Below are 25,783 nucleotides of genomic sequence, written 5' to 3'. Positions count from 1 at the left end.
CGGGGAATGTTGCGGCTGCATTAACTTAATGTTGCCAAATTATTACCGATGTGTTTCTTTCATCCGTGCGAAAAACGATAGATGTAAGGTGATGTCAAATTCTTAACGGATCTGGTGCGTAAAGATGTAAAACTTACCGGCGAGCTTTCCAATGCAACTGACACTGCCGCCGCCAAGCGTCCGATCACAAAACCGGGGAAAGCGCAGACCGGATCGCAATCTATTTCGAAACTGCCGAAGTAGGGGAGTTATCAATTGATTTGGCGAAGATCGATGAAGATAATCTGAAAGGTTCATCTACAACTTTGAGGCGATCGGCAAGCGCGTGAAGTAGTCGGCGGATTGGTATGTAGTGAGCAACCGTTTTTCAAGGCGGTTGCTTTTTTATGTCCCGACAGGTGCGTATCTTCCTGTAACTGTCATGCAAATACCTGGACATGAAAAAGGTTGCACGCGTACTTCTCACTGCTTCGCTGCTCTTCAATGTTTATTTCACAGCAGCTTGGGGCCTTGCATGCTACGCATATCCGGACATTTCGAGGCGCAAAACGTATTTCAGTCGTTTCCTAGGCGGGGTAGATCCGCGAACGCTCTCTATTGTAGCAGCAGTTGTCACCTTGCTGTCCTTGGCGATTTTCCTTTCGACTGTACGAACGCCGCGAGGCAGGTGCTTTGCTATTGTGATTGTTCAGGTGTTGTTCGGGTTGCTTTACTTGTGGCAATTGCTATGAAGAATTATTGCCTGGCGCAAGAATCTGGAATGTAGATTTTATTGAGTTTGCTTATTTAATTATTAATAATGCTAATCCTTAGCAGCGTGCAAAGCTTCCAGCTCGTCAAGTACAGCCTTTATGTCATAGTACATAGTCCGGAAATTGCATGGAGGTGGAATAACTTCCTCAGGATTTACATATTTAAAGCCAAACCTTTCATAATACCCAGAAATGTCATAGCCTGTATCAGGGTCATACAGTGCATCAACTGTAATAAATCTAATACCTACTCGATTAATGAGGTCAGTAGTAACATATTCCAAAGCCCACTCTAAAAGCCTAGTGCCTGCACCTTTTGCACGCTTGTCGGATGCAAGCCAGCCAATTTTTATTGCTGGAAAGGTGATATATCCCACGCCTTCATTTTTTAACAGCGGCAATTCGGTCATTAACTTATCAGCCATAAGGGTAATGTATGCTGCGATTTTCTCATCATGCTCAATTACCCAGCACCTGCTTGTTAAGGCTTTACATTCATTCCGGATTTTACGCCCCTTAATATAAGTTGCAAAGTCATTTCTTATACATTTAAAACCCTGGCCTAGATTATCCAGGTCAGGGTTTAATTCTTTAACAACAGCTTCAGAAAAGTCAATTCCGTCAAATCTTGATTGCACCATTTTTTTTCTGCTGTTGAAATATCTTTTCTGCAATCTTCTTTGCTGTCACTCTACCTTGATCGGATGCAACGTGACTACCGGAGTTGACGGCTTTAAGTAACGTTTTCGCTTCTTTACCGACAACTGGCTTTGATATTGTATTGCCTGTATATTTCATAATCTGTCAGTTAAAACCTCTAAAATGTTACGAATAACAATTTCCACAACAAGATACAAAAAAGAAATCGATTGAGGCTGGGCTAATTAATTGAGACTACCAACTTATTTAATTAAAACAAAAAAGCACTTAACAGATTGTTAAGTGCTTTGAATTTTCAAGAGCCCCCAGTCGGGATCGAACCAACGACCTACTGATTACAAGTCAGTTGCTCTACCAGCTGAGCTATGGAGGCCTTTTTTATTTTATGATGTCGGTGTTTGTTCCGTTATCATGGTGCAAAAGTAGGCTTGTAGACTATATAAAGCAACATTTTGCGTTATTTTTTTCTAAACTTTTTTGCTGCTTTTAGATAGCTTCCTGAATAATAGTAAGTTGATGTTTCAACTCATCCAGCTGGCTCAGCGCCGCATTGATCTTTCTTTCAAAATCCGCTTTCAGGCGGTCGGAAGTTTTCGACTTTGCGAAGAACTCGATGTTATTCTGCCAAAGCGCGATGTCATTTTCAAGCTGGGTGATCTTGCGGCGGATATCGCTTTCTTTACGGTAAAGCGTCCGGCTGCTCTCGCCGTCTCTTGCCAACTCTACTTCGCTTTCAAGCACAGCCTGCTCTTTCTCTTTACTGGATAGCTGACCAATTGCTCCTACATAAGTATTGATCGCTGCGATGTAGCGCTTCTGAATACCTTGCATGTCCTTTTTGGGTACAAAACCAATGGAGGCCCACTCGCTCTTGAATGCATTCAGCAGGTTCAGCGACGATTCGTCCTTGTTTTTCGCAGCTGCTTCAATGCGCTCGATCAACTCAATTTTGCGTGAAAGGTTACCTTCGAATTCTTCTTCAACAACCTTATTCTTTGCGCGTTTCTGGTCGAAGTAGGCATCGCATGCTTTTTTAAAGCGGTCGTAAATGGTATCCTTATACTTTTCTGGAACCTGACCGATCGCCTTCCATCTCTTTTGCAGCTCGATCACTTTCTGAGTAGTCGCCGGATTGTCTTCTCCGGTTGCAAGCAGTGCTTCGGCTTCTTCGCAGAGCTGGGTTTTCTGTTCCAGATTCTGCTCTCTTTTCGATTCCAGCTGACGGAAAAACTCACCTTTGTTATTGAAAAAGGTTTTCAATGCAGCCCAGAACTTCTTGCTAAGCTCTTTACCTTCTTCCCGCGGCATTATTCCTTTCAATGCAACCCATTGATCCTGGTAAGCCATGATCTCTTTGGTCTTCGCATTCCATTCTTTAATACTACCTGAATTGTACGTGGTGAATGGGACGATCGCTTCATAGATGGCCTGTTTCTGCTCATAATTTTCGTGCATCAACTTCTTCTGCTCAGCAAACTGTCCTCTTTGCGCATTGTAAAGTACATCCAGTGCTTCTTTAAAACGCTGCCACAACTTCTCCTGCTCATCTTTCGGGGCAGGGCCAAGGTGCTTGTACTCTTCGAAAATGTGGTTTGCCTCGTTCAGGATCTCCTTGGTCATTGGCCGGTTTTCCAATGATTTGCCCAACTCTTCTACCTTCTCACAAAGTTCCGCTTTCAGGTCTGCATTGCGGCGCCTGTCTAGTTCTTTTAATTCAAAATATATATTTCTGTTGCTAAAATACCTGTCAATCAAGGCATTGTAGGTCGCCCAGAGTGTCCCGTTGTGCGGAGAAGCGATGTTACCTGCTGCTTTCCATTCCTCCTGAATCTTCTTGAATTCCTCCCAGCTTGATTTCAATCCAGTCGCGTCTGTTTCGCGGCCGCCTTCTTCGTCGAGTAACAGGCGCAAGCGCTGCAGCAAGGCAGTTTTTACATTGAAATTCTTTTCTTTTTCTTTCTCCTGAGACTGGTAATACGAGTTCTTCAAACCCTTGATCTCCCGGCTCAGAGAATCAATTTTCTGTGTTTCGGCGTCGTACTTGTATTCGAAACCTTCTTCGCTTCCATTGTCAGCGATATATGCCTGCAAAGCGGTTTCTCTTTCCTTAAATTTTATTTGATCAAGAACCGGGCGTATCTCTTTCGCAACCGCTTCGGCCTTTTTTAGCTGTGCAGGCTTAGCACCCTCAGCCCGGATAGCTTCCAGTTCGTTCTCTAACAAGCTAACCAACTGTTCTTTCGATAGTTGGGTATAATCAACATCCGGCGCTGCCTCCTCATGCTCTTCGGTTAACTCATTGTTAAGATCAATTTCAAGGGTGTCAATCGTTTTTGGTTCCAGGTCCTCCTGCTCGTCGCTCCTGACCCCTTCTTGTTGTTCTTGTGCCATCGTGATTCTTGTTTCGTAAGTACGTCTTCTCCGGATTACAAATCTAATAATCTTTCCCTTGAAATGGCTAATTTTGAGCTCCCAACATCACATATTAGTGCCAAATGGATCATAATATTGCCAAAATCCGTCACGATTATCATTTGCAGGGTCTGCGTGAACACGATCTGAACCCTGACCCGCTGAAACAGTTCAGGTTATGGTTTGATGAAGCTTTGAAGGCGGGCGTTTCGGAAGCGAATGCAATGCTCCTGAGTACTGTCTCAGAAGGTCGTCCCTCTGCTCGCGTCGTGCTCCTCAAAGACCTGGACGAAGCCGGCTTTTCTTTTTTTACCAATTATGAAAGCAAGAAGGGGCGGCAAATTCAGGAGAACAGCCACGTGGCGCTCACTTTTTTCTGGAAGGAGCTTGAACGTCAGGTGAGGGTAGAAGGCAGGGCTGCTAAAACCAGCGAGGCAGAATCAAACGAATACTTTTCTGTCAGGCCAAGAGGCAGCCAGATCGGCGCCTGGGTTTCGCATCAAAGTGACATCATTCCCGACAGGGAGTTTTTGGAAGAAAAGACCAGAGAGACCGAAGCTAGGTTCGAAGGAACAGAAGTACCACGCCCGCCGCACTGGGGCGGCTACCGCGTTGTGCCTGATTTTATAGAGTTCTGGCAAGGAAGGCCAAGCAGATTGCACGACAGGCTGGCATTTACGAAGGAGGAAAGTGGAATCTGGAAGATAGAGAGGCTTTCGCCTTGACAATTTTGAATGAGTGAATGACTAAATGATTGAATGACTGAATGATTGAATATATTCTAATGAACATTCAATCATTCATTCATTCATTCATTCAAAATTATTTACCTCTCACTCATCGGAACAAAATCTCTCTTTGGCGCGCCTACATACACCTGACGTGGGCGGCCGATCGGTTCTTTGTTGGTGCGCATTTCTTTCCATTGTGCGATCCAGCCTGGTAGACGGCCGATTGCGAACATTACCGTGAACATATTGGTTGGGATGCCCAATGCGCGGTAAATAATTCCGGAGTAGAAATCGACGTTTGGATAAAGCTTGCGTTGTACGAAGTATTCATCTTCCAATGCCGCTTTTTCAAGCTTTTGAGCGATTTCCAAAACGGGATCATTAATACCTAATTTGCTTAAAACGTCGTCTGCGGCCTTCTTGATGATGCGCGCGCGCGGGTCGAAGTTTTTGTAAACGCGGTGACCGAAGCCAAACAAACGGAAGCCGCTGGTTTTGTCTTTGGCCATATCGATGTATTTCTGCGTATCGCCACCGTCGTTTTTAATGGCTTCCAGCATCTCGATCACTTCCTGGTTGGCACCTCCGTGGAGCGGGCCCCACAATGCGCTGATACCCGCGGAAATGGAAGAGTAAATGTTTGCATGAGAGGATCCCACCAACCTCACTGTTGACGTTGAGCAGTTTTGCTCGTGGTCTGCGTGGAGGATCAATAGTTTATTTAATGCAGCTGAAACAACCGGATCTACATTGTATTTCGCCACAGGGAGCGAAAACATCATATTCAGGAAGTTAGAGCAATAATCAAGGTCATTCTGCGGGTAGTTAACCGGATGTCCCTGTGATTTTTTGTATGACCAGGTTGCAATTGTGGGCAACTTGGAAAGCAGGCGGATGATGTGCAGCTGGGTTACTTCCTCGCCGCTCTGTTCCGCGTCGGGGTAGAAGGAGCTCATTGCGCTGACCAATGAAGAAAGTACGCCCATCGGGTGTGCATTCACCGGAAAGCCTTCAAAAATTTTACGCATATCCTCATTTACGAGTGTATGCGTTCTGATCTCATGTTCAAAGTCCGCGAATTGTTTTTCAGTAGGAAGTTCACCATAGATAAGCAGGTAAGCTACTTCCAGGAACGAAGCCTTTTCAGCCAGATCCTCAATCGAATATCCTCTGTAATTCAGTATACCTTCTTCACCATCCAAAAATGTAATGGCACTTTTTGTAGCACCGGTATTTTTGTAGCCGGCGTCAATAGTAATATACCCTGTCTGGTCACGTAGTTTCGCAATATCTATCGCCTTTTCCTGCTCACTTCCTTCAATTACCGGAAACTCATACTTCTTACCGTCAAGGGTCAATTCAGCTATTTGGGACATATAATTAAGAATAAAATTAAAAAGGTTAATGACGAGATAGGTCCAAATCAGGTCAATTTATTCCAAAGATTTTGCTTGATACTGATTTACTTATCCTTCAAATTAATTTTGTGTTAAGTGCTCCGGAACCGCTTGTTTACGTTCCCGGGACAAGCCGCAATATCTTAAAAAACCGCGTATTTTCTATTAATATCCATGTTTAATTTGTGAAATTTCAAGTGCTGAGCAATAATATTTTATAATAGAATGGAATAGTACCAATAATATATGGCTGCCTTTTAAAGCCACTTTCGGTTAGCCTGCATTCACTTAAACTTACCTTATTTCCGGCTGGTCGCCTGCACCTGGCTTCACTTCCTGCTGCGGCTTTGACAGCCAACTTTTTAGAAGGTACCTGCTGAAAAGTCCGACCAAAATAATGGGCAGCAAGTGGGCTCCGTAGATAAACGCCTTGCCTGTAAGCCGGTACGAAAACGTCGAGAATGTGCTGTAAATGTAAATGAACCAGGCAACGCCGACTGCTCCCAGCGCGGCGTATAGCAACAATGCATTTCTCCTATTTAAGAAGCGATAGGCCAGCTCACACAAAATCAGCGAAATACCAACTACGAGCAGTACCGTCAGCAGGGCGCGGGGAAAGTTGCGTATATAGGTGTGTTTATATACAAAAACGCCTATCCTCCCGATCAGATTAGGATGTGCCAGCAGGTAGGCGTCGGTAATGCTTAAAACCAGCAGCAACAGCAGGCTGCTCACTTTTTTGTTCATTGTAGATTGGACGTAGCTTGATGTGGTTTAATCTTACTTTTTGATAATTTAAATTCCAGGTAGCGGCTGGTGATGAACTTGGTTTTTTCACTTTCATCCCAATCGTCCGGGAGCCATGAAATAACCAGACCATCCTTTTCCATTTTCCTGAAAAAAGTCATCTGGCGTTTGGCAAAACGGTGGATTTCGGTTTCCAGTTTCGTCTTCATTTCCTCTAAGCTGAGTCCGCCGGTGAGGTATTGAGTTACGTACTTGTACTCCAAACCATAATAAATAAGCTGGGAAGGGGAGAGGGTTTTTAGTAACTCTGCCACTTCGTCAATCAACCCATTGTTAAGCCGCTCGTGAAGGCGGGCAGTAATGCGTTGCCTGCGTACTTCCACCGGCGGGTTTAATCCAAAGATGATTGCATTGTCCGAGAGCGCATTTCTCTCGAAGGTTACATGCTTCTGCGGGTTTTTAGTTAAGAACTCTGATATCTCAATTGCACGAATCAGTCGCTTGCGGGTCGAAGTGTCGGCCAGCTCCTGGTAGCTTGTTTGATAGGTGTTGAATTTTGTAAGCAGATCTTCCGCTGAACTGTTTTCCAGCACTTCCCTCAACGCTTCATTCACCGGAATTGCCGAGTAGGCGTGACCTTTCAGGAGTGCGTAAATGTAAAAACCTGTGCCGCCGCAGACGACCGGAACGCGCCGAGCGTCTACTATCTGCTTAAAAGCGCTGCTGAAATCCTGCTGGAAATCATTGACATTATACTGCATTCCTGCTTCCACGATGTCGATTAAATGGTAGGGGATTTTCTTTCCGCCAGATTCGTATTCGTCAAGATCTTTGCCGGTCCCGATATCCATGTTCCGGTACACCTGCCGCGAGTCGGCGCTGATGATCTCACCTCCGAGCTCATGTGCTACCCTAACCGCCAGGCGCGTTTTTCCTGAGGCAGTTGGGCCGAGTATCACCGGGAAAGGCGCTTCAATGTTCATCGATAGGCCGGGTTGAGGTGGGAGTAATAGTTTTTACAAATTTTATACTGCCCATATTCCGGATATTAAGCAGGTGTGGAGCCTCAAATGCATTCTGATTGCTGCGCTCCATGTTTATGGGATCAAGATAAATATCCTCCGGCGCGGTTCTGATGATTTCTTCAAAGCCGAGTTTCTCATAACTCTTGCCCGCAGACCATTCCAGATCCGCATAAGTCATGATATCTCCCGGCATTTTGTCTCGTATAAAAGCCTGCAGCAATTTGTCGAGCCCGCCAACTACATTGGTGTCCACTAAACTGGCAAAACGGATCAGCTCGTGTGAACGGAGCGGCTGCGTATCCTTGTTGAAAATCCGTGGAAAGCTGAATGTAGCCACAGCTACCAGCAGTTCATTGGAAGCGGGCGGGATTAATGCACTGCTCAAAACCCTGAAATAGCGGGCAGGAAGAAACAGCCCATATTTATACTTCGCCATCACCGCGCCATTCAGGTGGTTTTGTTCCAGGAATGCATCGGCAGCTGCCTTATCGATCCGTTTGGCCACCGTAAGCCGAGCCGGTATCCGGTGTGCTCTGCCTAGTAAAGCTAGCAGGCGCGATTGAACGATCTCCCGTTTTTTAACCCAAAAATCCTCCCAGATTAATATGCAGTTCCTGCCGGCCGCGCGCTCGCTTTCAACAAACTGAATGCATTCTGACCAATGGGTTGGCGCACTCGTATTTGCCCAGGTATCAAAGTCGACAAGTACGAGAGTAAGTAAAATGCGCTGCTCGCCGTGGACATGGAGTACATTGAAATATCCCGCCAGGGGAGTTTGCCGGCTGCATTGAAAACCCATCGACAAAAACCATTGAGAAAGCTGTTCATGGAATGGAAATGCAGGTTTCAAGCGGAGGTGTTTTTCCGGGCAATTTAGGTTTGATAACCGACAACAACAAAAAAACGCGCCGTTGAGCGCGTTTTCTGAATGTGTACAGGTGCTGTTACTTTCCTCCCAAACCGAAGATAATACCCACATTCACCCCACCAAATTGTGAGGTCGACTCAAAGTCAATGTTGTTGGCACTTCCGGTTGTGGAGCGCAGGTTTTTGTTACCAAAGACAAAATGGTAAATACCCTCTACCTGTATGCCCAGGTTGCCGAATGCGAACACCAAACCAGCCCGCGGCGCTGCGCCGAAGTTGCTGTGCTTGGAAGATTCTATAATCGTATTTCCATTGAATTTCGCATCGTATTTCGAAAAGTAAACACCTGCGTCGCCACCGATATACGGTCTGATTACCCCCTCTGCGAAGAAATAGTCCAGCGTACCGGTTACCGGCATTAATGTACCTGTGCTGCTAAGTGTCTGTCCTGCGATGGTGTAGTCGCTTCCATCTGCGTAAATCTTACCTGCCACACCGAATGCAAATTTCGGAGAAGTGAAAACGCGTAAGTTTACACCACCACCTGCAACGGTTTTAGAATCCTCCACATCGGATTTGGCGATACCACCTTGTAGTCCAAGTGAGAACTGTGCGTAGCTTGCTGTGCTTACCGCGACCATAAATGCCACAAAAGCCAGGGAACGAGTTAGTGTCTTTTTCATGTCTGATCATGTGAATTGGTTGATAACTACTATGCATCCAATATCAGTCCATCATGAAATAGTTGAATTGTTTACTGTATTTTGTGGTTATTAGCCAGCTGTTTACACTTTCTATCACATCCTATTGTGCTATTTACATGTAAGTAAATTGTGCAAATTATTCCTCAAACTGCCGTGCGGCCTCCCAGCCGATCAATGCTTTTTTGCGCAGGCTTCCCCAGCGGTATTCACCCAATACACCTTCTTTCCTGATTACCCGATGACAAGGTATCAGGTAGGCGATCGGGTTGTCGCCGACTGCCGTTCCCACCGCGCGTACCGCATTGGGATTTCCGATACTTTGTGCGATATGCTGGTAAGTGGTCACGGCTCCTTTCGGTATGGTCAGCAGCGCTTCCCACACTTTCAGCTGGAAGTTAGTCCCCTGAACAAGCAGCGGCAGTTTATCAGGCGATTTTTGGCCCGGCTGGAAAATTCGCTGAATGTATTCTGCGGTAATTTGCTGGTCGGCGTGGATGTTGGCATAATGCCACTTTTTCGCCAGGCGAATCAGCTGGTCTTCCTTGTCGTCGGCATCTGTAAATGCCATCGCGCAAATCCCGCGCTCCGTAACGGCGATGAAGCAGGTACCAAATGGCGTTTCGTGAATGCCGTAACTAATATCAAGCCCTCTCCCTGAGGTCCGGAATTCCTGCGGGGTTACGGCTTCAATGGATGTAAAATGGTCATAAACACGGCTCTGGCTGGATAATCCGGCCGCTTCGGCCAGCTCGGACAGGTTGGCAGTTTCCCGGATTTTTTCTTTCAGGTAACCCGCTGTGATGTATTGTAAAAACTTTTTGGGGCTTACGCCGGCCCATTCGGAAAAGATCCTTTGAAAGTGAAACTGGCTGATGCTTACTTCCTCGGCTACGTCGAAAAGCGAGGGTTGTTCCTTTGCATTGGCGACGATGAATTCAATCGCTTTTGCTATTTTATCGTAATGATAAGTTTGCTGGTCCATTTGGATGAATGATTTTGATATACAAATCTCGTGCGTATTTTTAGCCTGTTCAACCTGAAACTTGCTCATTTCCTCAACCAAATCCATTCAATGATGCTTCCGACTAAATGCTTCAAGATCACGCTGCTACTTGCATTAATTTGTTCTTTCAATGCTTTTTCACAGGACTTTAAATCAGAACTGAAAAAACTGAATGCACAGATTGAAAGCGATTACAAAAGCAAAAAGTTAACTGAAAACGAGTACCGCAAACTAAAAGAGGAGCAGGGTATCATACAAATGACCATCGAGAAATCGAATGCCGACGGATATATGTCTCCTGATGAAAAGAACAAAATCAATTCGAAGATCATCCGGTCCAGAAAAAGGCTCGCAAAATACAAGAACAATCGGGAAGTATATTAAAGTAAAAGAGCTCCGTCGTGGAGCTCTTTCGTTATTGGATCAGTAGTCTTTCTTGCTGGCTTTTTTCGCCTGTTTCTCTGCACGTTTCTCTTTCAGTGACTTTTCAGGCTCCTTTTTTGCGCTGCCTTTATCCAGATTTTTTCCTTTTGCCATGACTTTTGAATTGAGTTAGAGTTTACAAATAACAGAATTAAGATCAGATTTTGTATCTGCCAAAATCGAATTTATTGCTGCTGTGTGATCCAGTCCATGATCTTGTTGGCGCGCGCACCCGTTTCTCCGGTACTTGGGCTCTTGCCCTCTCCGCGCAAGTCGCGAACGATCAGTTCTATGAGTGGCTGCTGCACGTGTTGCGGGTAAGGGATATTCAGCTTCTCGATTTGCTCGCCGGTTTCAATGATGATGTCAAATTTTTCAAAGAATGAAAAGGTAATCCGTCCCTTCGAGCCGATAATCTGTGCTTTGTCCTCGCGCTGCGCCTTGTCGACGGTGTAACACCAGCTTCCTTTGCCGAGAATGCCGGATTCGAATTCAAAGTTGGCTACAACAATGTCGTCAGCAGCATATAAACTGGCCTGGTTGCGGGCGATGCCACTGGCTGACTTGATCGGGCCTAATGCGAATTCGAGGAAATCAAACTGGTGGGAAGCCAGATCGTGGAAATGGCCGCCGCCTGAAACAGCCGGATCTACCCGCCAGCGCGGTTTCGCATTTGCGCCGGTCTCCTCTTCGTAAGGCTGCCATTGCAGGCAGATGTCGATATACCTGATTTCTCCGATCGCTTTCTGGTCAATCATTTCTTTTACTTTGAGGAAGTAATCCAGTGCCCGGCGGTAGTAAGCTACGTAGACCGGAACGCCGGTTCGTTCACTTTCTGCATTGATCCGCTCGCATTCCGCTGCATTCCGGCCCATTGGCTTCTCAATGTAAACGGGCTTTCCTGCCTGCATTGCTTTCATTGCCAAAGCTTCGTGGGCGTCGGGCGGGGTAGCAATGTAAATGGCATTCACTTCGGGATCGTTGATCAGTTTATCCGCATCGGCATACCATTTCGGTACGTTGTGCCTGTGAGCGTAGTCGGCAGCGAGCTCGGCATTCCTGCGCATAACAGCTACGAGCTTCGAATTTGGTACTTTGTTGAAAGCAGGGCCGCTTTTTACCTCGGTCACGTTGCCGCAGCCGATGATTCCCCAGTTGACTTGATCCATCAGAAGAAAAGATTTGAACTAAACTATTCGCTTAATAATTATTCTGGAGGCTAAATCTACTTTTTAAAACTGTTTCAATAATCATGGAGACGCAAAGTCAACCAAATAACCCGCTGCACGGAAAAACGCTTGAAGTAATTCTGAATGAGCTGGTGGACTATTATGGATGGGAACAAATGGGCTATCGCATTAATATCAACAGCTTCAATCACGAACCGAGCGTGAAATCAAGTCTGAAGTTTTTGAGGAAAACACCGTGGGCGAGAAAGAAAGTAGAAGATTTGTACATTGAAATGCTGGAAAGAAGATAACGTCCGGCTTACACATACTTCCATTTAAACACCTAAGTGCATTGGTTATGCCATTTATAGATTATTATCAGATTTTGGGAGTCGACAAGAATGCCGACGACAAAGCGATTAAGGATGCTTACCGTAAGCTTGCACGAAAATACCATCCCGATCTCAACCCGAATGACAAAGAGGCTGAGAAGAAGTTTCAGCAGCTGAACGAGGCAAACGAAGTGCTCAGCGATCCTGAGAAACGCAAGAAGTACGATCAGTATGGTGAAAACTGGCAGCATAGCGACGAGTTTGAACGCGCCCGCCAGTCAAGGTCAGCGCGAGGCGCACAGCAGGAGCAATGGTACGGAGGCGGCGGAGATAACTTCTCGGACTTCTTCGAATCTATGTTCGGTTCGGGAAGCGGGTTTGGAGGCGGCCGCCAGGCAAGGTTCCGCGGCCAGGATTATCAGGCCGAAGTTACCCTGACTTTACAGCAGGCGTATGAAACGCATAAGCGCACGTTGACTGTGAACGGTAAGAACATCAGGATCACCATTCCGGCAGGGATAGAGAATGGGCAAACGATTAAAATAGCAGGTCACGGTGGCCCTGGCAGCAATGGCGGCCCGGCAGGAGATTTGTATATCACGTTCCAGATTTTGAATGACGAGAAGATCCGGCGCGCCGGGAAAGACCTGCATATCAAAGCTGACCTAGACTTGTATACGGCAGTGCTGGGCGGAGAGCTGATCCTTGAAACTTTAAGCGGAAAAGTGAAGCTGCCCATTAAGCCGGAGACGCAGAATGGGAGCGTGGTAAGGTTAAAAGGAAAAGGTTTCCCCGTTTACAAAAAGGAAGGTGAGTTCGGAGATCTGTATGTGACTTTTGATGTGAAAGTCCCCACCAACCTGACCGAGCGCCAGCGCGAGTTGTTTTTGGAACTATCTAAATCCTAAATCCAAAATGTTATGGAAAACGATCAATTGATAGCTGTTGACACTTTCTGTACCTATTATGAAGTGGAGTATGCATTTGTCGAATCGCTGCGGAACAGTGACCTGATCGAACTTGTCGAGATAAACAGCAGCCGGTTTTTACACATTCCGCATTTGCAGCGCATCGAACGTTTGATCCGCCTTCACCGCGATCTGGATATCAATGTGGCCGGGATCGAGGCGGTCGATAACCTCCTTGCTAGGGTTGATTTAATGCACAGGGAAATTCTTTCGCTTAAAAACAGGCTTCGCTTCTACGAGCAGGACCTTTAACGATAATCATTTCTTTTAAGCTACTTTTGAATGTATTTGCATCGCGGGGCGCATTGTGCCCCGCTTTTATTCTTGTCTATGAAATTTGAAGATTACCATATCTCGCCCGAGATCAAGCAAAACCTGGAAGATGCCGGTTTCAAGCGTCCGACCGACATTCAGTTCAAGGCCATTCCGGCTATTTTGAAAGGCGAAGATGTACTGGCGATTGCGCAGACAGGTACCGGAAAAACGGCTGCCTTCGCGATTCCTGTCATTGATCTGCTGGCTCGTCAAAAATCCTCCGTGCGTTCGGAAGGTATCAAATGCGTGGTAATGGTACCAACGCGTGAGCTTGCCATTCAGATTACGGAGGTTTTTACCAAAATCGCAAAGTACACGAAAGTGAAGGTTTTCAGCGTGTTTGGCGGGGTAGAGCAGGGGCCGCAGATTGCGCAGCTGGAAAAGGGGATTGATATCTTGGTATCCACACCGGGCAGAATGTTTGACCTGGCGAGTCAGGGTCATATTAAGTTGAATAAAGTAGAGTTCCTGATCCTGGATGAAGCCGACCACATGCTGGACCTGGGTTTTATCAAAGACATTCAGGATTTGATCAAGTTGCTGCCAAAGAAGCGCCAGACGCTTTTCTTTTCGGCTACTATCAATGAAACCATCAAAAAACTGGCTTATTCACTGGTTCGCAATGCAATCCGGATCCAGATCTCCCCGAATAACCCGGTAGCGAGAAATATCAGCCATTCCGTAGCTTTTGTTGATATGGATGATAAAAGGTTTTTTCTCGAAAGAACCATTAAGAACAACATCGATAGCAAGATACTGGTGTTTGTGCGGACGAAAGTGCGCGCAGAAAGGGTACATGCCGCATTGGAAAGAATGGAAATCAAAAGTATAACTATCCACGGCGATAAGGAGCAGGCTGATCGATTGAAAGCAATGAATCAGTTTAAATCCGGCGACACCAAAGTGATGATAGCCACGGACGTGAGTGCGCGTGGGATTGACATTCCGAATGTTGACTATGTGATTAACTACGATTTACCGGAGCAGCCCGAAAATTATGTGCACAGGGTAGGGCGAACTGGCCGCGGTACGCAAAAGGGGCTTGCAGTTTCCTTTTGCAGCCCCGAAGAAAAGCCGATCTTAGATCAGATCCAGGAATATCTGGACAAGCCGATTGACGTTTTAAAGATCAGTACCGAAGATTATTCAGCCACGCTCGACTTTACTTCTGATCAGGACAATGACCTGAAAGCTTTAATGAAGGAGGTCGAGGACTTTCACGGCTTCAAGAAAAAGAAGAAGAAGAAGTAAGCGAAATGGACATAGAAAAGGCCGGTGCATTGAGCGCCGGCCTTTGATTTTGAATAGCAGTAAGATATTACTCTTCGAATTTATCTGCCAGGATCTGGCCACGGATTTCTCCGTAAATGTTTTCAGCAGTTGGAATGTTCACGTACATCAATCCTACCACCAATGCAGTTTGTTGTTCGATGTTCAGCTTCACACTACCCTGAACCTGATTTCCGGTAGGGTTTTGTGCAAGTGCAAACACCATTGGTCCAGCTTCGTAAGCCGGGTTCGCCATGTGGATGTTAACAGATGTTGGGGTGATATTTTGGTACGTGATGTTGTATTTAAGGTCTCTCGTGGTTTTGTTGTATTCGAAAACCCCGGTTCCTTGTGCAGAGGAAGTAGCTTTCGGAACAGTCGGCGTACTATTTATGACAGCCGAGAATTTTACGATGTCATCCTTGTGAGGACCTTCCTCTTTGCAGGAAGACACAAAACCCAACATTAAAACCCCTGCGATCAATAGTAAAAAACGTTTCATTGGCTTTTTCATACAATTTAATTTAAAATTTAAACCCTTAAATATACATACAAACTAATACGCAGCAAAAATGATACCATTTGCCGGTCAGATATTCCAAAGATCGGTTTTTCTGATGTAAACAATCCGGTTGTTCCATATCACGCGGTTCCAATGATCCACCGAACCCAGGATTGTGAGCTTGTGCCCTTTCCCAACGCGCTCTATCACAGGGGCAGCAGAAGAAGGTTCATCCCTGAGAAACGTATTTTCATTGATGACAATGCAGGTTTGGTAAAGCGAAGGAATGTTCAGGATTCCGAGCAAAACGAGCAGGTAAACTATAATAGAAATTTTATGGATTTGTAGAATAGGTTCCCGCCTGCGGGTTTTGGTAATCATAATCACGACGATGTAGATGCCCAGTGTCAGCAGAAAAAGCGGCACATAGTCGCCGTATCTCCGGTAGAAGATGATGAAGTAGTTATAATCATCGAACTCATACCCGGCCAGGTTTTGCTCTTTGGCCAGCTTATCCATTTTTTCAAACAAGCGGCGGGAAGGATTGGCGAGGGCAAGTTTGCTGAGGTAATAGAGGCAATCGGTATAGTTATTGGTCTTTTCAGCAAGGAAAGCGAGCTTTAAGAGCAGGCTTTGATTATTTTTTTCGTCGGAATTGAAATTTTTTCGATAAAGTACCAGTGACTCGGGGTACCTGCCCATAGCAAACAGAGAATCAGCAGTTTTTAGCTCCTTTAGATTCGCACAAATCGCCGGCTGAGAACTAAAAACAACAGATATTATGAATTGGAGCAACAGGTATTTCTTTAACGGGGCTTGCATTATACTTCGAAGAATTCTACTTTTGCATCGCAATTACGGAAAAGGCACCGGTTAATCCAAGGTTGCAAATCACAAGAAAATACAAGATTCCGTAGCTCAGCTGGTAGAGCAACCGGATCGCCGGACCGACACTTTTAAAGTATGGTTCAGCGCTAACAAAAAACCATAAATCGATTCCGTAGCTCAGCTGGTAGAGCAATACACTTTTAATGTATGGGTCCTGGGTTCGAATCCCAGCGGGATCACTTGAAGAAGTAACAAAAAGCATCAAAAGCCTGCAAATCAACAGATTGCAGGCTTTTTCTTTTCTGGTTATGCCAAATTTTTCAATTTTCAACAAATTTTTGGCGAGTAATTCGGTGAGTTCAAGAATCTGCAAATTTTACTCACCAGAATCGCTGCACTCGTTGCATTACGACCTGTTTACGGCGTAAACATCTTGTGCTGATTAGGCCTGCAAGACTACCTGGTTCGCGACACTTTTCTCTTTGTTGTTTCACCGGCCAGGCCTACTCTGATATCCAGAAGCTCAAAACAAGCCAAATAGCACGAGGAATCGGTGGTGAGCAGTGCATTTTCAGCCAGCGGACGAAAGCGAATGTCAAATCACATATTCCGCTGCTGCCGGAAGCACTTGAAATTATTGACAGATATAAAGACCATCCGCTTTGCTAATCGCGCGGACTGCTGTTGCCTGTACCGAGTAATCAGAAGATGAATGATTATTTGAAAGAGATTGCTGTTATCTGTGGCATCGATAAGGTACTTACTTCACACGTAGCCAGGCATACGTTTGCGACGACCATTACTCTGCAAAATGGTGTTCCGATTGAGAGTGTTTCCAAAATGCTTGGGCATACTAACATTCGAACGACGCAGATCTATGCGAAGATCCTGGATACAAAGGTTAGTAAAGATATGCAGGCATTGAAAGGACGGCTTTCAAAAAGATCTGGCACGGAAGGTTGGCGCTGCACCTTCTCTCTCACGACCCCTCCTGTTTGTGAGAGGGGATCGCGAGAAAGAAGGTGAAAAATCGGAAAGTTTTACCTTGCACTTAGGGTCGAAAGCCTTGTCTAGCCACTCCGATCCGGTGGAATTCGACAATCGATTCGAATGCGAGATCCCATAGTATAAAGTTGCCAGCTAACACTCTGTCTTTCAAAGAGTCTAGCAGATCTTTCTTATCGACAAGCTCTGAAACATGCCGATCAGTTACAAAGTATATCTGCTCTCCTTTTAACGTGGATAGCAATTTAGAAGCTCTCACTAGATTAAAGTCTCTTTCAGTGCCTATATAGCACCACTCCTCACCATCCTGCTTTTGCCAGGTGACAAGCCGAAAATAAGTAGTGCTTTTTATGAAAAGAGTCTTGGAGTCCATTGATTAGGCAGGATACGTACTACTTAGATACCTTATTGACTAGACTCTAATCTCTTCACAAACTCAATTGCTTCTTTCATCGTTTCTGGATACTCAGAATATCCGTGTCTGCCAGGTTCAGTGATATGATGATAGTTAAGGCCGTTCTGATATAAATAACGGATCACAGCCCATTTTTTTATTAGCGTTTTTCCTCGGCGGTCTAAACCGGTGCGGATATAGCGCCATTGTTCCTCCACATCCTGGACATTTTCGTGATTGCTTTTCCGCTATGGTATAATCAGCATTTAAATTCACAGCCTTTTGACAGGCAGGCAGACATGTTTATGTCCCATACCGCTAATATTGTTTCAAAAAAGTCCATTAGACGTTACTTACAAAACTAAGGAATTTTACCGGGCTCGTCCAATATAGGAACGACACTAGGACTATTCCTCTTTCTCTTCACAAGTAAATATTATGCTTCAAAAGTGTCGATTGTCTCTTACCCGCAATCGGCCAGATGTCAGATTGTGTCACAATCTAATCAGGCCCGCCCAAACGCTCCGAAGTCGCTGGCGGGAGATTTTTGTAATATTTTTAGCTAGCCATAATTTGATAAGTCACTTTCTCTTAACGCCCATCAAGCCAAACAACCAACAGCTACATAAAGATTTGCAGCATTTCGAGTATATTAGCATGGTCCAACATTCAATTAGACAGAAATAAAACATGGGACATAAGCTTGTCTGTTTCAGATGTAGAAAAGCATTTAATCTGAACTCCGATGCTACCGTTCGACAGAACCAGTCACAAAAATGTCCCGACTGCAAGGAAGCGGCCGTAATGTTGACCCACAGGTTTCGCCCTCCGAGACGTGCCCGCATTAATAAATGGAAAGTGGCTGAATATTTGTATAAGAATGGATTCGCTTATGAACATATATTTGCGAACGTTGACCCCTTGAAAATCAAAGGTTATGTCAAATACCCGGAGACAATAGAGAAGGCAAAAGAATTCATCGAAATTTATGCGAACCAATCGGAATTCAGGCTAAAGACTCAATTGTAGGGTCAAAAGCACTATTCTAAGGAGAGTTGCGCCGGAATTGGTCTATTTTTAGCGTAATAAGAAATTAATAAAATTTCTATCTTTGAGTTAATTGCAAGCCACTCACCACAATTTGGTGAGTGACAAGGTGAGTAGAGGATTTGACAGGGCATAAACAGTTGATGAACAATTTGTTACCTCAAAAAGTATGATCCCAGCGGGATCACCAAAGCGCCTCCAAAGGGCGCTTTTTTCGTTTATAAACGTCCTTTTTCACTGTTTTCGAAGATAAGTATATCATTTTGATTCAATCCAGATCAAAGCTTCGGTAACCTGTCCTAATCCGGCAAGCGAAAGACTTTCAATTGGTAATTATCAGCAGGTAAACCATATCGAAGTGTTCAATGCCGCAGGCGCGAGATTACTTGAAAGTAAACGTGTCACTGCACAAGGACTTGATATCAGCCACTTGTCGCCCGGATTACACATGGTCAAAATGGTTCTTTCAGACGGTAGTTTTCAGGAAACAAAACTTGTCATTACCAGGTCGTGATGAAAAAAAGATTGCTGGTCCTTTTGTTTGGTGGCTTGCAACCGGACAAACCTTTGACCAGGAGTGAGAAGGGAATGTTTTGATAGTAGTCCGTGATTACGGTTTGAAATATTAATTCCCTTCTCCTGTGTCGGGATTTGTGATTACCTGCGTTCTGTGAACCAATCCCCAGTAAGCCGCAGCCCACATTCTGGCTACGGATGGGCATCAAAACAAGCTGTAACAATTGACGAACACCGATTCGGTCTCTTTCTTTGACATAGCTATCAGGACATAAGTTGGATCCTGCGGCGGTACGTCTATACTAATATCTTAATAGCAAGTTAAACTTCTGGTGACATCCTGGAAACAGGCGTGCGGTAGCTTTATGGATTAATCTCAAATGATCCATAACTGTATGAAAGGCAACACTACGATTAACCGCAGGAAATTTTTGGAGCGCTCCATGCTGGGAGCAGGAGGTGTTATTTTATCAACCGTTCTGGTGGGCAGCTGCACAGATCACAACATACCAGACCCGAATGACCCGAATCAGAATGGCAGCTTTGATTATAATGTGGCCAGTTTCGATCCTACTGATAGCGGGATCATTCTCTGGACAAGGGTGTCTCCCGCAAACACGTCTTCTCCGAAAGTAACACTGACTTATGATCTTGCCACAGACGCGGGCTTTGCGCAGATTGTCAAAACTGAAATGCTTGACGCGTCCGTTAATGATGACTTTACAGTGAGCGTCGACATCAGCGGCTTGAAGTCTAATACCAAATACTACTATCGTTTTAGCATTACAAATACCAATGTAATCTCACCAACAGGGGAGACGAAAACGCTGGCGAAGGCCGGGGAGACGGAGGAAGTGAAGCTGGCGGTTTGTTCTTGTTCGAATTATCCGGCGGGACTTTTCAATGTATATGGTGCAATTGCCGCTTCGGAGGCAGATGTGGTTTTGCATTTGGGGGATTATATTTATGAATATGGCTCAGGGCAGTATGGTTCCAATCCGGACACCATTGCATTGGGTCGTCTTCACAAACCGGCGAATGAAATCCTATCGCTGGACGATTACCGCACGCGTTTTAAACAATACCGGAGCGATCCGCAGCTGCAACTGGCCCACCAGAAAAAACCATTTATATGCGTCTGGGATGACCATGAAGTTGCGAACGATGCATTCAAAGACGGCGCACAAAACCACAACCAGAATGAAGGCAGCTTTCTGGAAAGAAAACAGCGCGCAATTAAAGCCTATCACGAATATATCGGTGTTAGAACACTTGTCGACGAAAAGATCTACAGGAGCTTTACGTTCGGGAATATCATGGATCTGCACATGCTCGATACCCGCATTATCGGGCGCGACGAGCAGCTTTCGTATTCCGATTATTTGACGCAAACCGGATTGGACGCGGCGGCATTTCAGCAAGATTGGCTTAATCCAAACCGGACTATTTTGGGAAAAGAGCAGCTTAACTGGCTGGGATCGGCCATTGGGTCAGGGAAAGGGACTTGGCAGGTTTTGGGACAACAGGTTTTGATGGGGAAAATGTACGTACCCGCTGAACTGCTGCTCGCAATTGTTCAGATCGTGGGAGAAGTGGATGCAACGGGTTCTGCCAGCCCGGCAACATTCAAAATGTTTCAGACAACTTTGATAGAACTCACTCAATTGAAAGCGCGGCTGCGGGCTGGCGATCCTACACTGACGCCACAGGAAAAAGGCCGTATCCAGACGGTACTTCCTTATAACCTCGATGCCTGGGACGGTTATCCCGTGGAGCGCGAAATGGTGTATGCAATGGCAAAAGGCAAAAAGCTGATCGCACTTGCAGGCGATTCGCACAATGGGTGGTATTCTCATTTGAATGCAAATGATAAGTCCCGGGCAGGCTGGGAACTGGCTGCTCCGTCGGTTACTTCGCCTGGTTTTGAAGAATATCTTGGCGCGGACCCGGCTTCCCTTGGCGGTTTTGAGCAGGCACTGGCCTTGCTCGTCGATGACCTGCAATACCTGGATGCGTCGCGCCGGGGATATGTAATGGCTAAGTTCAGTACAAGTAAGGTTGTAAGTGAATGGCGCTATGTAGCTAGCATTACTTCGCCCACGATAGCAACTACGATCGGCCATTCCGAAACCATCATGGCATAACCTGCCTCGCTGAAACTTACATCAACTTATAAATTCCATTACTATGAAGTATAATCTATCACGGAAGCATATCAGTTTGTTTTTGCGCTCAGCCTGGATCCTTGTCCTGGCGCCTGGCGCATTCGCACAAACCTCGCCGCCGGCACAAAGCCTGCCATTTTCTTACACGGAAATAGCAGGTGGCACACTCCCTGCGGGCGTTGCTGTCCACCGTTTTGGAACAACCAGCGCAGCTATTCCAACCAGCAGGACGACTAGCCCGGCAAGTGGCGACCTGCCTTATCTGACCAACAGTACGTCCGGCGGCTGGCTCAATGCAGGAACTAATGGAGAAAACGGGATTGCAATGCTCGCTTCCGGCTCCAATGCGGCCGGTGCTGTTGTGATTTCGATTAATACCATTGGAAAAACGAACATCCTGGTCGAATGGACGGCGCGCACGATACAGCAGCAAGCAAGTCGGGACAACAGCCTTGCTTTGCAATACCGAATCGGCGACTCCGGCGACTTCTCAGACCTGGGTACGGCGGCAGAAGTTTACTCATCAGCAGGCAATGTAGCCGGGCATGCAGCGTCGTTCTCTATAATGCTTCCTGCGGCTTTGGAAAACCAGAACCTGGTGCAATTGAGATGGATTTACTGGGAATCGTCCGTCGGACTGACAGGTAGCCGCGACCGCATTGCTTTGGACGATGTATCAATCGATGAAACTGTATCGGGGCCGGATGTGACCGCGCCGGTAATCAGCTCCCTTTCTCCGCAAGAGAATGCAACCAACGTTCAGTTAACCAGCAATTTGGTGCTGACGTTGTCGGAGAATGTGGTGAAAAAAGCGGGGGCATTTACAATCACCAATACAACTGATAATACTACGCAGTCAGTTGACATTCAATCGGCTGATGTGACTGTGAATGGTGCGGTTATCACCATCTCGGGTGTTACTTTGCTGAACAGCAAGCTTTACGCTGTCACCTTGCCGGCCGGTGCGTTCAGTGATGCGGCTGGCAATGATTTTTCAGGCATAACCGATGCTATTGCCTGGACTTTCACGACCATTGCGCCTCCTGGCACAGCGACGAAAATCCATGCGATTCAGGGAAGCGGGCAGTTAGCTGCGCTTACGGGTGAATACACAATTGAAGGCGTGGTGACGCGTACTTTTATTGGTTCAAATGGCTTAAATGGTTTTTATGTGCAGGAAGAAGATGCTGACGCCGACTCAGACCCGACTACATCAGAAGGTATTTTCGTGTATAATGTTGCGGCTGATCCTGTTGGAGTGGTTACGCCGAACCAGGGAGATAAGGTAAATCTGACAGGTACCGTCGTGGATTTCGTAGGCACCACCAGCGGCGTTACCACGCGATTGACCGAGATCAAAACGTTGACCAGCTTTACAAATCTTGGCCCGGCTGCAATGCCGACGCCTGTTGCAGTAAAATTGCCGGTAGCAGATGTGGCAAATCTGGAACAGTACGAAGGAATGTTGACGGAGCTGAGTGCCACCACTGGAAATCTTACTGTCACTGAGTTTTTCGAGCTGGGGCGTTACGGACAGGTTTTACTTTCGGTTGAAGGGGATGGTAACCAGCCGGGAACCGATGCGCGGCTCGACCAGTTTACGCAGTTTAATGCACCTGACGCAGCCGGATACAGTGCTTATCTGGCCCAAATAGCTAAAAGGCAAATCTTACTCGATGATGGCAGCACGCGCCAGAACCCGGATCCGATCATTTTCGGTCGCGGCGGAAACCCGCTCAGTGCGTCCAACACCTTGCGCGGAGGCGATCAGGTGGCGAGCATCGTCGGAATTCTGGACGAGCGCCTGGAAGGTTACCGCATCCAAACAGCGACAGGTGTCAATTTTCAACCCGTTAATCCACGTTCCGATACGCCGCCCGCGCTCACTGGAGGCGCTGTTTCGGGATCACCATCGCTTAAAGTCGGCAGTGCGAACGTGCTCAACTATTTTGTGAATCTCGACGTGAGCGGCGACGCATATCGCGGCGCTAACACGGCAGAGGAATTTCAACGTCAAAAAACCAAAATCATCAAAGCACTGATCCGGTCTGGCGCAGATCTGATCGGGTTAATGGAAATTCAGCACAATGGAGCTACGCCAACCAGCGCGCTGGAAGACCTGGTAAGCGGCCTGAATGCAGACGCGGAAGGTACAGGCGATTACGCATTTATAGACCCTGCCAGCGCAGGCGCTCCAATCTCAACAGATGCGATCACAGTCGGGATCATTTACAAAACCAGCCAGGTAACACCGTCAGGCAATGCTGCTACATTAACCACCAGCGCCGCATTTGACCTTGTAGGCCGTCGGCCCCTGGCTCAGACTTTTACGCAAAATTCAAATGGAGAAGAATTTACTGTCGTAGTAAATCACTTCAAATCCAAAGGATCAAGCTCAGGTGGCGCGGGGGATGGAGATGCCGGAGACGGACAAGGCTTTTCAAATGGTACCCGCAGCAGACAAGCAATCAATCTGGCTGCCTGGCTAGCATTGAAACCTACGGGCAGTGAGGATCCGGACTATTTGATTTTGGGTGACTTAAATGCATACGCCAAGGAAGATCCGCTTACCATCCTGGCGGCGGCAGGTTACCAAAACCTGCTTCCTGAAACGTCCTATTCTTATGTTTTTGATGGACAGGTCGGTTCGCTCGACCATGCATTGGCGAGCGGCTCATTGAGCAGGCAGGTAACCGGCGCAGCCAAATGGCACATCAATGCGGACGAGCCTAATGTAATGGATTACAATACGGAGTTTAAATCGCCGGCTCAGGTGAGCAGTCTGTATAGCGCTGACCAGTTCCGGTCCTCCGACCACGACCCTGTCCTGATCGGTCTGGCACTGGACAAAGCTTTGCCGGTAAGCTACATTTCATTTGAAGGAACGGCTTCAAAGCAAGGTATTGAGTTGAGCTGGAAAACGGCGGGCGAAGAAGATAATAGAGGATTCGAGGTTTTGAAGAGCATGGATGGAATGCAGTTCGAGAAGATCGGTTTTGTATCAGGTAATGCGACTACAAACCAGCGTAATGATTATGCTTTTCGTGATGTCCATGTACAGCCGGGAAAAACTTATTACTATCAGCTTAAACAACACGATTTTCAAGGCACTTTCGAATTATCGCGAATTATTGCAGTGAAAGCTGATTCTGAGAATCTGCAAAATGTAATTTATCCAAACCCAAACCATGGGGTTTTTACACTATTAGCGCCTAATGCTGATATTCAATCATTGCGGATGTTTGGAATCACTAGCCAGCAAGTAAATATCGTTGTAACCAAAGGTGAGCATATGCATGAGTTTTTGTTGCAAACAAAAGGCCCATTGACTGCCGGGCTATATTATGTTGAATTTATGACAGCTGGGCTTGGTAAGCAGCAAGTTAAATTGGTTGTGAAATAGCAGGTGTGTCTTGGATATTGTCAAAAAGCTGTGCGGGAATAACGAACCGCACAGCTTTTAATGGAACCTAAGTACAATACTGCTTATGCAGCAGATTTTTATTTGGGTTTTATCCTCGTATTTTAAGAATTGAATCATATCCCGCGGCTGTTTCGACATTAGCTTGCGCCGATCTGCTTCTGTAAGGTTAGACAGCGGCTTATTCTTAGGCGCCGTAATGATTTAGATCCGCAGCGTATGCAGTATCGGAGCAACTTTCAATGCCAACGGTCGGCTCACTAAAATGCTGAATAGCACCTGACTTAGCCTTAGACAATACTTTAATTCCTTTCTCTTTGACATCAATGAAAGACACTTGAAGATCATCCGACGAAAAACGCAAGGTATCGCCGCTCCTGGACACGGGCAGCTTATCATATCGAATCACACTTCGCTTGGTTGCAGGTGGATCATGTTGCAAAAATGTGCAGAGCAGCAAACTTATAGCAGGCAATAACAATTGGTAAAAATTGAAGTGGTTAATAGAAAATACTTGAAGGTGCAAAATTGATCATTCAGCTCCCGACTTGGAAGAGGGAAGCTGCTGGATTGTATTTTTTTCAAGCGCAGCCGCAAAGCCGAAAATCCCAAAGCCCTTGAAAAATCAAGGATTATCGCGATTAATATCCTCGCCTAATTGCGAAAACTTGGAATGAGCCAAAAGGATTTAGCGGAAAAATTGCAGGTAACTCCCCAGACTGTAAATTCCTGGGTGAAAGGGAATAGCAATTTTACGATTGAGACGAGGGGTTGAGTTGATTGGGGTTCGGTTTGGGTGAGTCCGATATTACATGTCTATATACTATAATACTCCCAAAAATCTGGACAGCTACTTAAATTTCTATTTTAGTAGTTGACTATGAAAAAGGAACGCAGAAAATTCAGCGCAAGCTTCAAAGCCAAAGTGGCCATTGAAGCTATCAAAGAGGTTCAGACCGTCCAGGAACTAGCCTCCAAGTATGAGATTCATCCAACGCAGATAGCGGCCTGGAAGCGGGAGTTTCTGGAAAAGGCGGAGCTCGTGTTCAGCAAAGAGGTACCGACGGCTGGGAATGACACTGAAAATACAAAGGAGAAAGAATTGTATTCCAAGATCGGAGAACTTCAGGT

At 46.1% G+C, this 25,783-nt stretch carries 27 protein-coding genes and 2 tRNA genes; 15 read left to right on the top strand and 14 right to left on the bottom strand.

The features are described 5' to 3' along the window. Positions 1-114: 114 nt before the first annotated feature. Positions 115-243, top strand: a complete 129-nt coding sequence (locus tag Q369_RS29650; RefSeq protein ID WP_262485481.1) for a hypothetical protein — start codon at positions 115-117, stop codon at positions 241-243. 194 nt (positions 244-437) lie between these two features. Further along, on the top strand, positions 438-731 hold the full coding sequence (locus Q369_RS0106245) for a hypothetical protein (RefSeq protein ID WP_031526948.1): 294 nt from the start codon (positions 438-440) through the stop codon (positions 729-731). Positions 732-802: 71 nt separating this feature from the next. Here the strand turns inward: Q369_RS0106245 and Q369_RS0106240 are convergent, their stop codons facing one another. From Q369_RS0106240 to Q369_RS0106225, 4 genes are all read right to left on the bottom strand, one after another. Next, positions 803-1,393 (bottom strand): GNAT family N-acetyltransferase, encoded by a 591-nt coding sequence (locus Q369_RS0106240; RefSeq protein WP_031526947.1) that lies wholly within the window; start codon positions 1,391-1,393, stop codon positions 803-805. After that, the gene (locus tag Q369_RS29245) at positions 1,374-1,550 is read right to left on the bottom strand and encodes a hypothetical protein (RefSeq protein ID WP_169739238.1); all 177 of its coding nucleotides are present in this window, start codon (positions 1,548-1,550) and stop codon (positions 1,374-1,376) included. The genes Q369_RS0106240 and Q369_RS29245 overlap by 20 nt, the downstream gene beginning before the upstream one ends. A gap of 162 nt (positions 1,551-1,712) precedes the next feature. Further along, a tRNA-Thr gene (locus tag Q369_RS0106230) sits at positions 1,713-1,785 on the bottom strand. Between the two features lie 113 nt (positions 1,786-1,898). Continuing rightward, positions 1,899-3,803 (bottom strand): DUF349 domain-containing protein, encoded by a 1,905-nt coding sequence (locus tag Q369_RS0106225; protein ID WP_031526946.1) that lies wholly within the window; start codon positions 3,801-3,803, stop codon positions 1,899-1,901. Positions 3,804-3,907: 104 nt separating this feature from the next. Here Q369_RS0106225 and pdxH point away from each other — a divergent pair, with 104 nt between their 5' ends. Beyond that, on the top strand, positions 3,908-4,549 hold the full coding sequence (gene pdxH / locus Q369_RS0106220) for a pyridoxamine 5'-phosphate oxidase (protein WP_031526945.1): 642 nt from the start codon (positions 3,908-3,910) through the stop codon (positions 4,547-4,549). A gap of 101 nt (positions 4,550-4,650) precedes the next feature. On the opposite strand, the gene Q369_RS0106215 is transcribed toward pdxH, so the two are convergent. From Q369_RS0106215 to Q369_RS0106185, 6 genes are all read right to left on the bottom strand, one after another. Then, entirely contained in the window at positions 4,651-5,931 is a 1,281-nt protein-coding gene (locus tag Q369_RS0106215) for a citrate synthase (RefSeq protein ID WP_031526944.1), read from the bottom strand. 315 nt (positions 5,932-6,246) lie between these two features. Further along, a complete protein-coding gene (locus tag Q369_RS0106210) occupies positions 6,247-6,699 on the bottom strand; it encodes a hypothetical protein (RefSeq protein ID WP_031526943.1) in 453 nt (150 codons plus the stop codon). Beyond that, complete coding sequence (gene miaA / locus Q369_RS0106205; RefSeq protein ID WP_051663943.1) at positions 6,696-7,682, bottom strand: tRNA (adenosine(37)-N6)-dimethylallyltransferase MiaA; 987 nt, start codon at positions 7,680-7,682, stop codon at positions 6,696-6,698. The genes Q369_RS0106210 and miaA overlap by 4 nt, the downstream gene beginning before the upstream one ends. Further along, positions 7,672-8,574, bottom strand: coding sequence for a hypothetical protein (locus Q369_RS28240; RefSeq protein WP_157488072.1), 903 nt, complete (start codon positions 8,572-8,574; stop codon positions 7,672-7,674). Before Q369_RS28240 ends, miaA begins: the two co-directional genes overlap by 11 nt. A gap of 94 nt (positions 8,575-8,668) precedes the next feature. After that, positions 8,669-9,274: an outer membrane beta-barrel protein gene (locus tag Q369_RS0106190; RefSeq protein ID WP_031526940.1), complete on the bottom strand. Its 606-nt coding sequence runs from the start codon at positions 9,272-9,274 to the stop codon at positions 8,669-8,671. Between the two features lie 157 nt (positions 9,275-9,431). Next, positions 9,432-10,364: a methylated-DNA--[protein]-cysteine S-methyltransferase gene (locus tag Q369_RS0106185; RefSeq protein ID WP_229206754.1), complete on the bottom strand. Its 933-nt coding sequence runs from the start codon at positions 10,362-10,364 to the stop codon at positions 9,432-9,434. 3 nt (positions 10,365-10,367) lie between these two features. Between Q369_RS0106185 and Q369_RS0106180 the strand changes: the two genes are divergently transcribed. Continuing rightward, positions 10,368-10,682 (top strand): hypothetical protein, encoded by a 315-nt coding sequence (locus Q369_RS0106180; RefSeq protein WP_229206753.1) that lies wholly within the window; start codon positions 10,368-10,370, stop codon positions 10,680-10,682. A 224-nt stretch (positions 10,683-10,906) separates the two neighbouring features. Here Q369_RS0106180 and Q369_RS0106170 read toward each other — a convergent pair whose 3' ends face one another. Continuing rightward, positions 10,907-11,890, bottom strand: coding sequence for a Gfo/Idh/MocA family protein (locus Q369_RS0106170; RefSeq protein WP_031526937.1), 984 nt, complete (start codon positions 11,888-11,890; stop codon positions 10,907-10,909). 83 nt (positions 11,891-11,973) lie between these two features. Between Q369_RS0106170 and Q369_RS0106165 the strand changes: the two genes are divergently transcribed. From Q369_RS0106165 to Q369_RS0106150, 4 genes are all read left to right on the top strand, one after another. Then, entirely contained in the window at positions 11,974-12,201 is a 228-nt protein-coding gene (locus Q369_RS0106165; protein ID WP_031526936.1) for a VF530 family protein, read from the top strand. A gap of 47 nt (positions 12,202-12,248) precedes the next feature. Then, positions 12,249-13,130, top strand: a complete 882-nt coding sequence (locus tag Q369_RS0106160) for a DnaJ C-terminal domain-containing protein (RefSeq protein ID WP_031526935.1) — start codon at positions 12,249-12,251, stop codon at positions 13,128-13,130. 12 nt (positions 13,131-13,142) lie between these two features. After that, positions 13,143-13,442: a chaperone modulator CbpM gene (locus tag Q369_RS0106155; protein ID WP_031526934.1), complete on the top strand. Its 300-nt coding sequence runs from the start codon at positions 13,143-13,145 to the stop codon at positions 13,440-13,442. A 78-nt stretch (positions 13,443-13,520) separates the two neighbouring features. Beyond that, entirely contained in the window at positions 13,521-14,756 is a 1,236-nt protein-coding gene (locus Q369_RS0106150; RefSeq protein WP_031526933.1) for a DEAD/DEAH box helicase, read from the top strand. 67 nt (positions 14,757-14,823) lie between these two features. On the opposite strand, the gene Q369_RS0106145 is transcribed toward Q369_RS0106150, so the two are convergent. Both Q369_RS0106145 and Q369_RS0106140 read right to left on the bottom strand, forming a co-directional pair. Continuing rightward, on the bottom strand, positions 14,824-15,288 hold the full coding sequence (locus tag Q369_RS0106145; RefSeq protein ID WP_031526932.1) for a CHRD domain-containing protein: 465 nt from the start codon (positions 15,286-15,288) through the stop codon (positions 14,824-14,826). Positions 15,289-15,363: 75 nt separating this feature from the next. Beyond that, positions 15,364-15,978 (bottom strand): SH3 domain-containing protein, encoded by a 615-nt coding sequence (locus Q369_RS0106140; RefSeq protein ID WP_229206752.1) that lies wholly within the window; start codon positions 15,976-15,978, stop codon positions 15,364-15,366. 292 nt (positions 15,979-16,270) lie between these two features. Here Q369_RS0106140 and Q369_RS0106130 point away from each other — a divergent pair. The 5 genes from Q369_RS0106130 to Q369_RS28235 all read left to right on the top strand — a co-directional run bounded on the left by Q369_RS0106130 (position 16,271) and on the right by Q369_RS28235 (position 24,634). Next, positions 16,271-16,343 (top strand) — tRNA-Lys (locus Q369_RS0106130). A 445-nt stretch (positions 16,344-16,788) separates the two neighbouring features. Beyond that, a complete protein-coding gene (locus Q369_RS29455; protein WP_229206751.1) occupies positions 16,789-17,130 on the top strand; it encodes a site-specific integrase in 342 nt (113 codons plus the stop codon). Between the two features lie 1,691 nt (positions 17,131-18,821). After that, positions 18,822-19,064: a T9SS type A sorting domain-containing protein gene (locus Q369_RS29830; protein WP_084165658.1), complete on the top strand. Its 243-nt coding sequence runs from the start codon at positions 18,822-18,824 to the stop codon at positions 19,062-19,064. Positions 19,065-19,461: 397 nt separating this feature from the next. After that, positions 19,462-21,210 (top strand): alkaline phosphatase D family protein, encoded by a 1,749-nt coding sequence (locus Q369_RS0106100; protein ID WP_031526925.1) that lies wholly within the window; start codon positions 19,462-19,464, stop codon positions 21,208-21,210. Positions 21,211-21,253: 43 nt separating this feature from the next. After that, entirely contained in the window at positions 21,254-24,634 is a 3,381-nt protein-coding gene (locus Q369_RS28235) for an ExeM/NucH family extracellular endonuclease (protein WP_051663941.1), read from the top strand. 205 nt (positions 24,635-24,839) lie between these two features. Here the strand turns inward: Q369_RS28235 and Q369_RS0106090 are convergent, their stop codons facing one another. After that, positions 24,840-25,061 (bottom strand): hypothetical protein, encoded by a 222-nt coding sequence (locus Q369_RS0106090; protein WP_031526923.1) that lies wholly within the window; start codon positions 25,059-25,061, stop codon positions 24,840-24,842. A 264-nt stretch (positions 25,062-25,325) separates the two neighbouring features. Here Q369_RS0106090 and Q369_RS29825 point away from each other — a divergent pair, with 264 nt between their 5' ends. Both Q369_RS29825 and Q369_RS0106085 read left to right on the top strand, forming a co-directional pair. Further along, positions 25,326-25,427 carry a helix-turn-helix transcriptional regulator gene (locus Q369_RS29825; protein WP_084165657.1) on the top strand — a complete coding sequence of 34 codons (102 nt, stop codon included), beginning with the start codon at positions 25,326-25,328 and terminating at the stop codon, positions 25,425-25,427. Between the two features lie 105 nt (positions 25,428-25,532). Then, on the top strand, positions 25,533-25,783 hold a 251-nt coding region (locus tag Q369_RS0106085), incomplete at its 3' end, for a transposase (protein ID WP_031526922.1).

Origin of the sequence: Dyadobacter crusticola DSM 16708 (assembly GCF_000701505.1) — a bacterium.
Taxonomy (GTDB): Bacteria; Bacteroidota; Bacteroidia; order Cytophagales; family Spirosomataceae; genus Dyadobacter; species Dyadobacter crusticola.
Note: the sequence above shows the minus strand (reverse complement) of the source record. Positions and strands in the feature narration are given on the sequence as shown.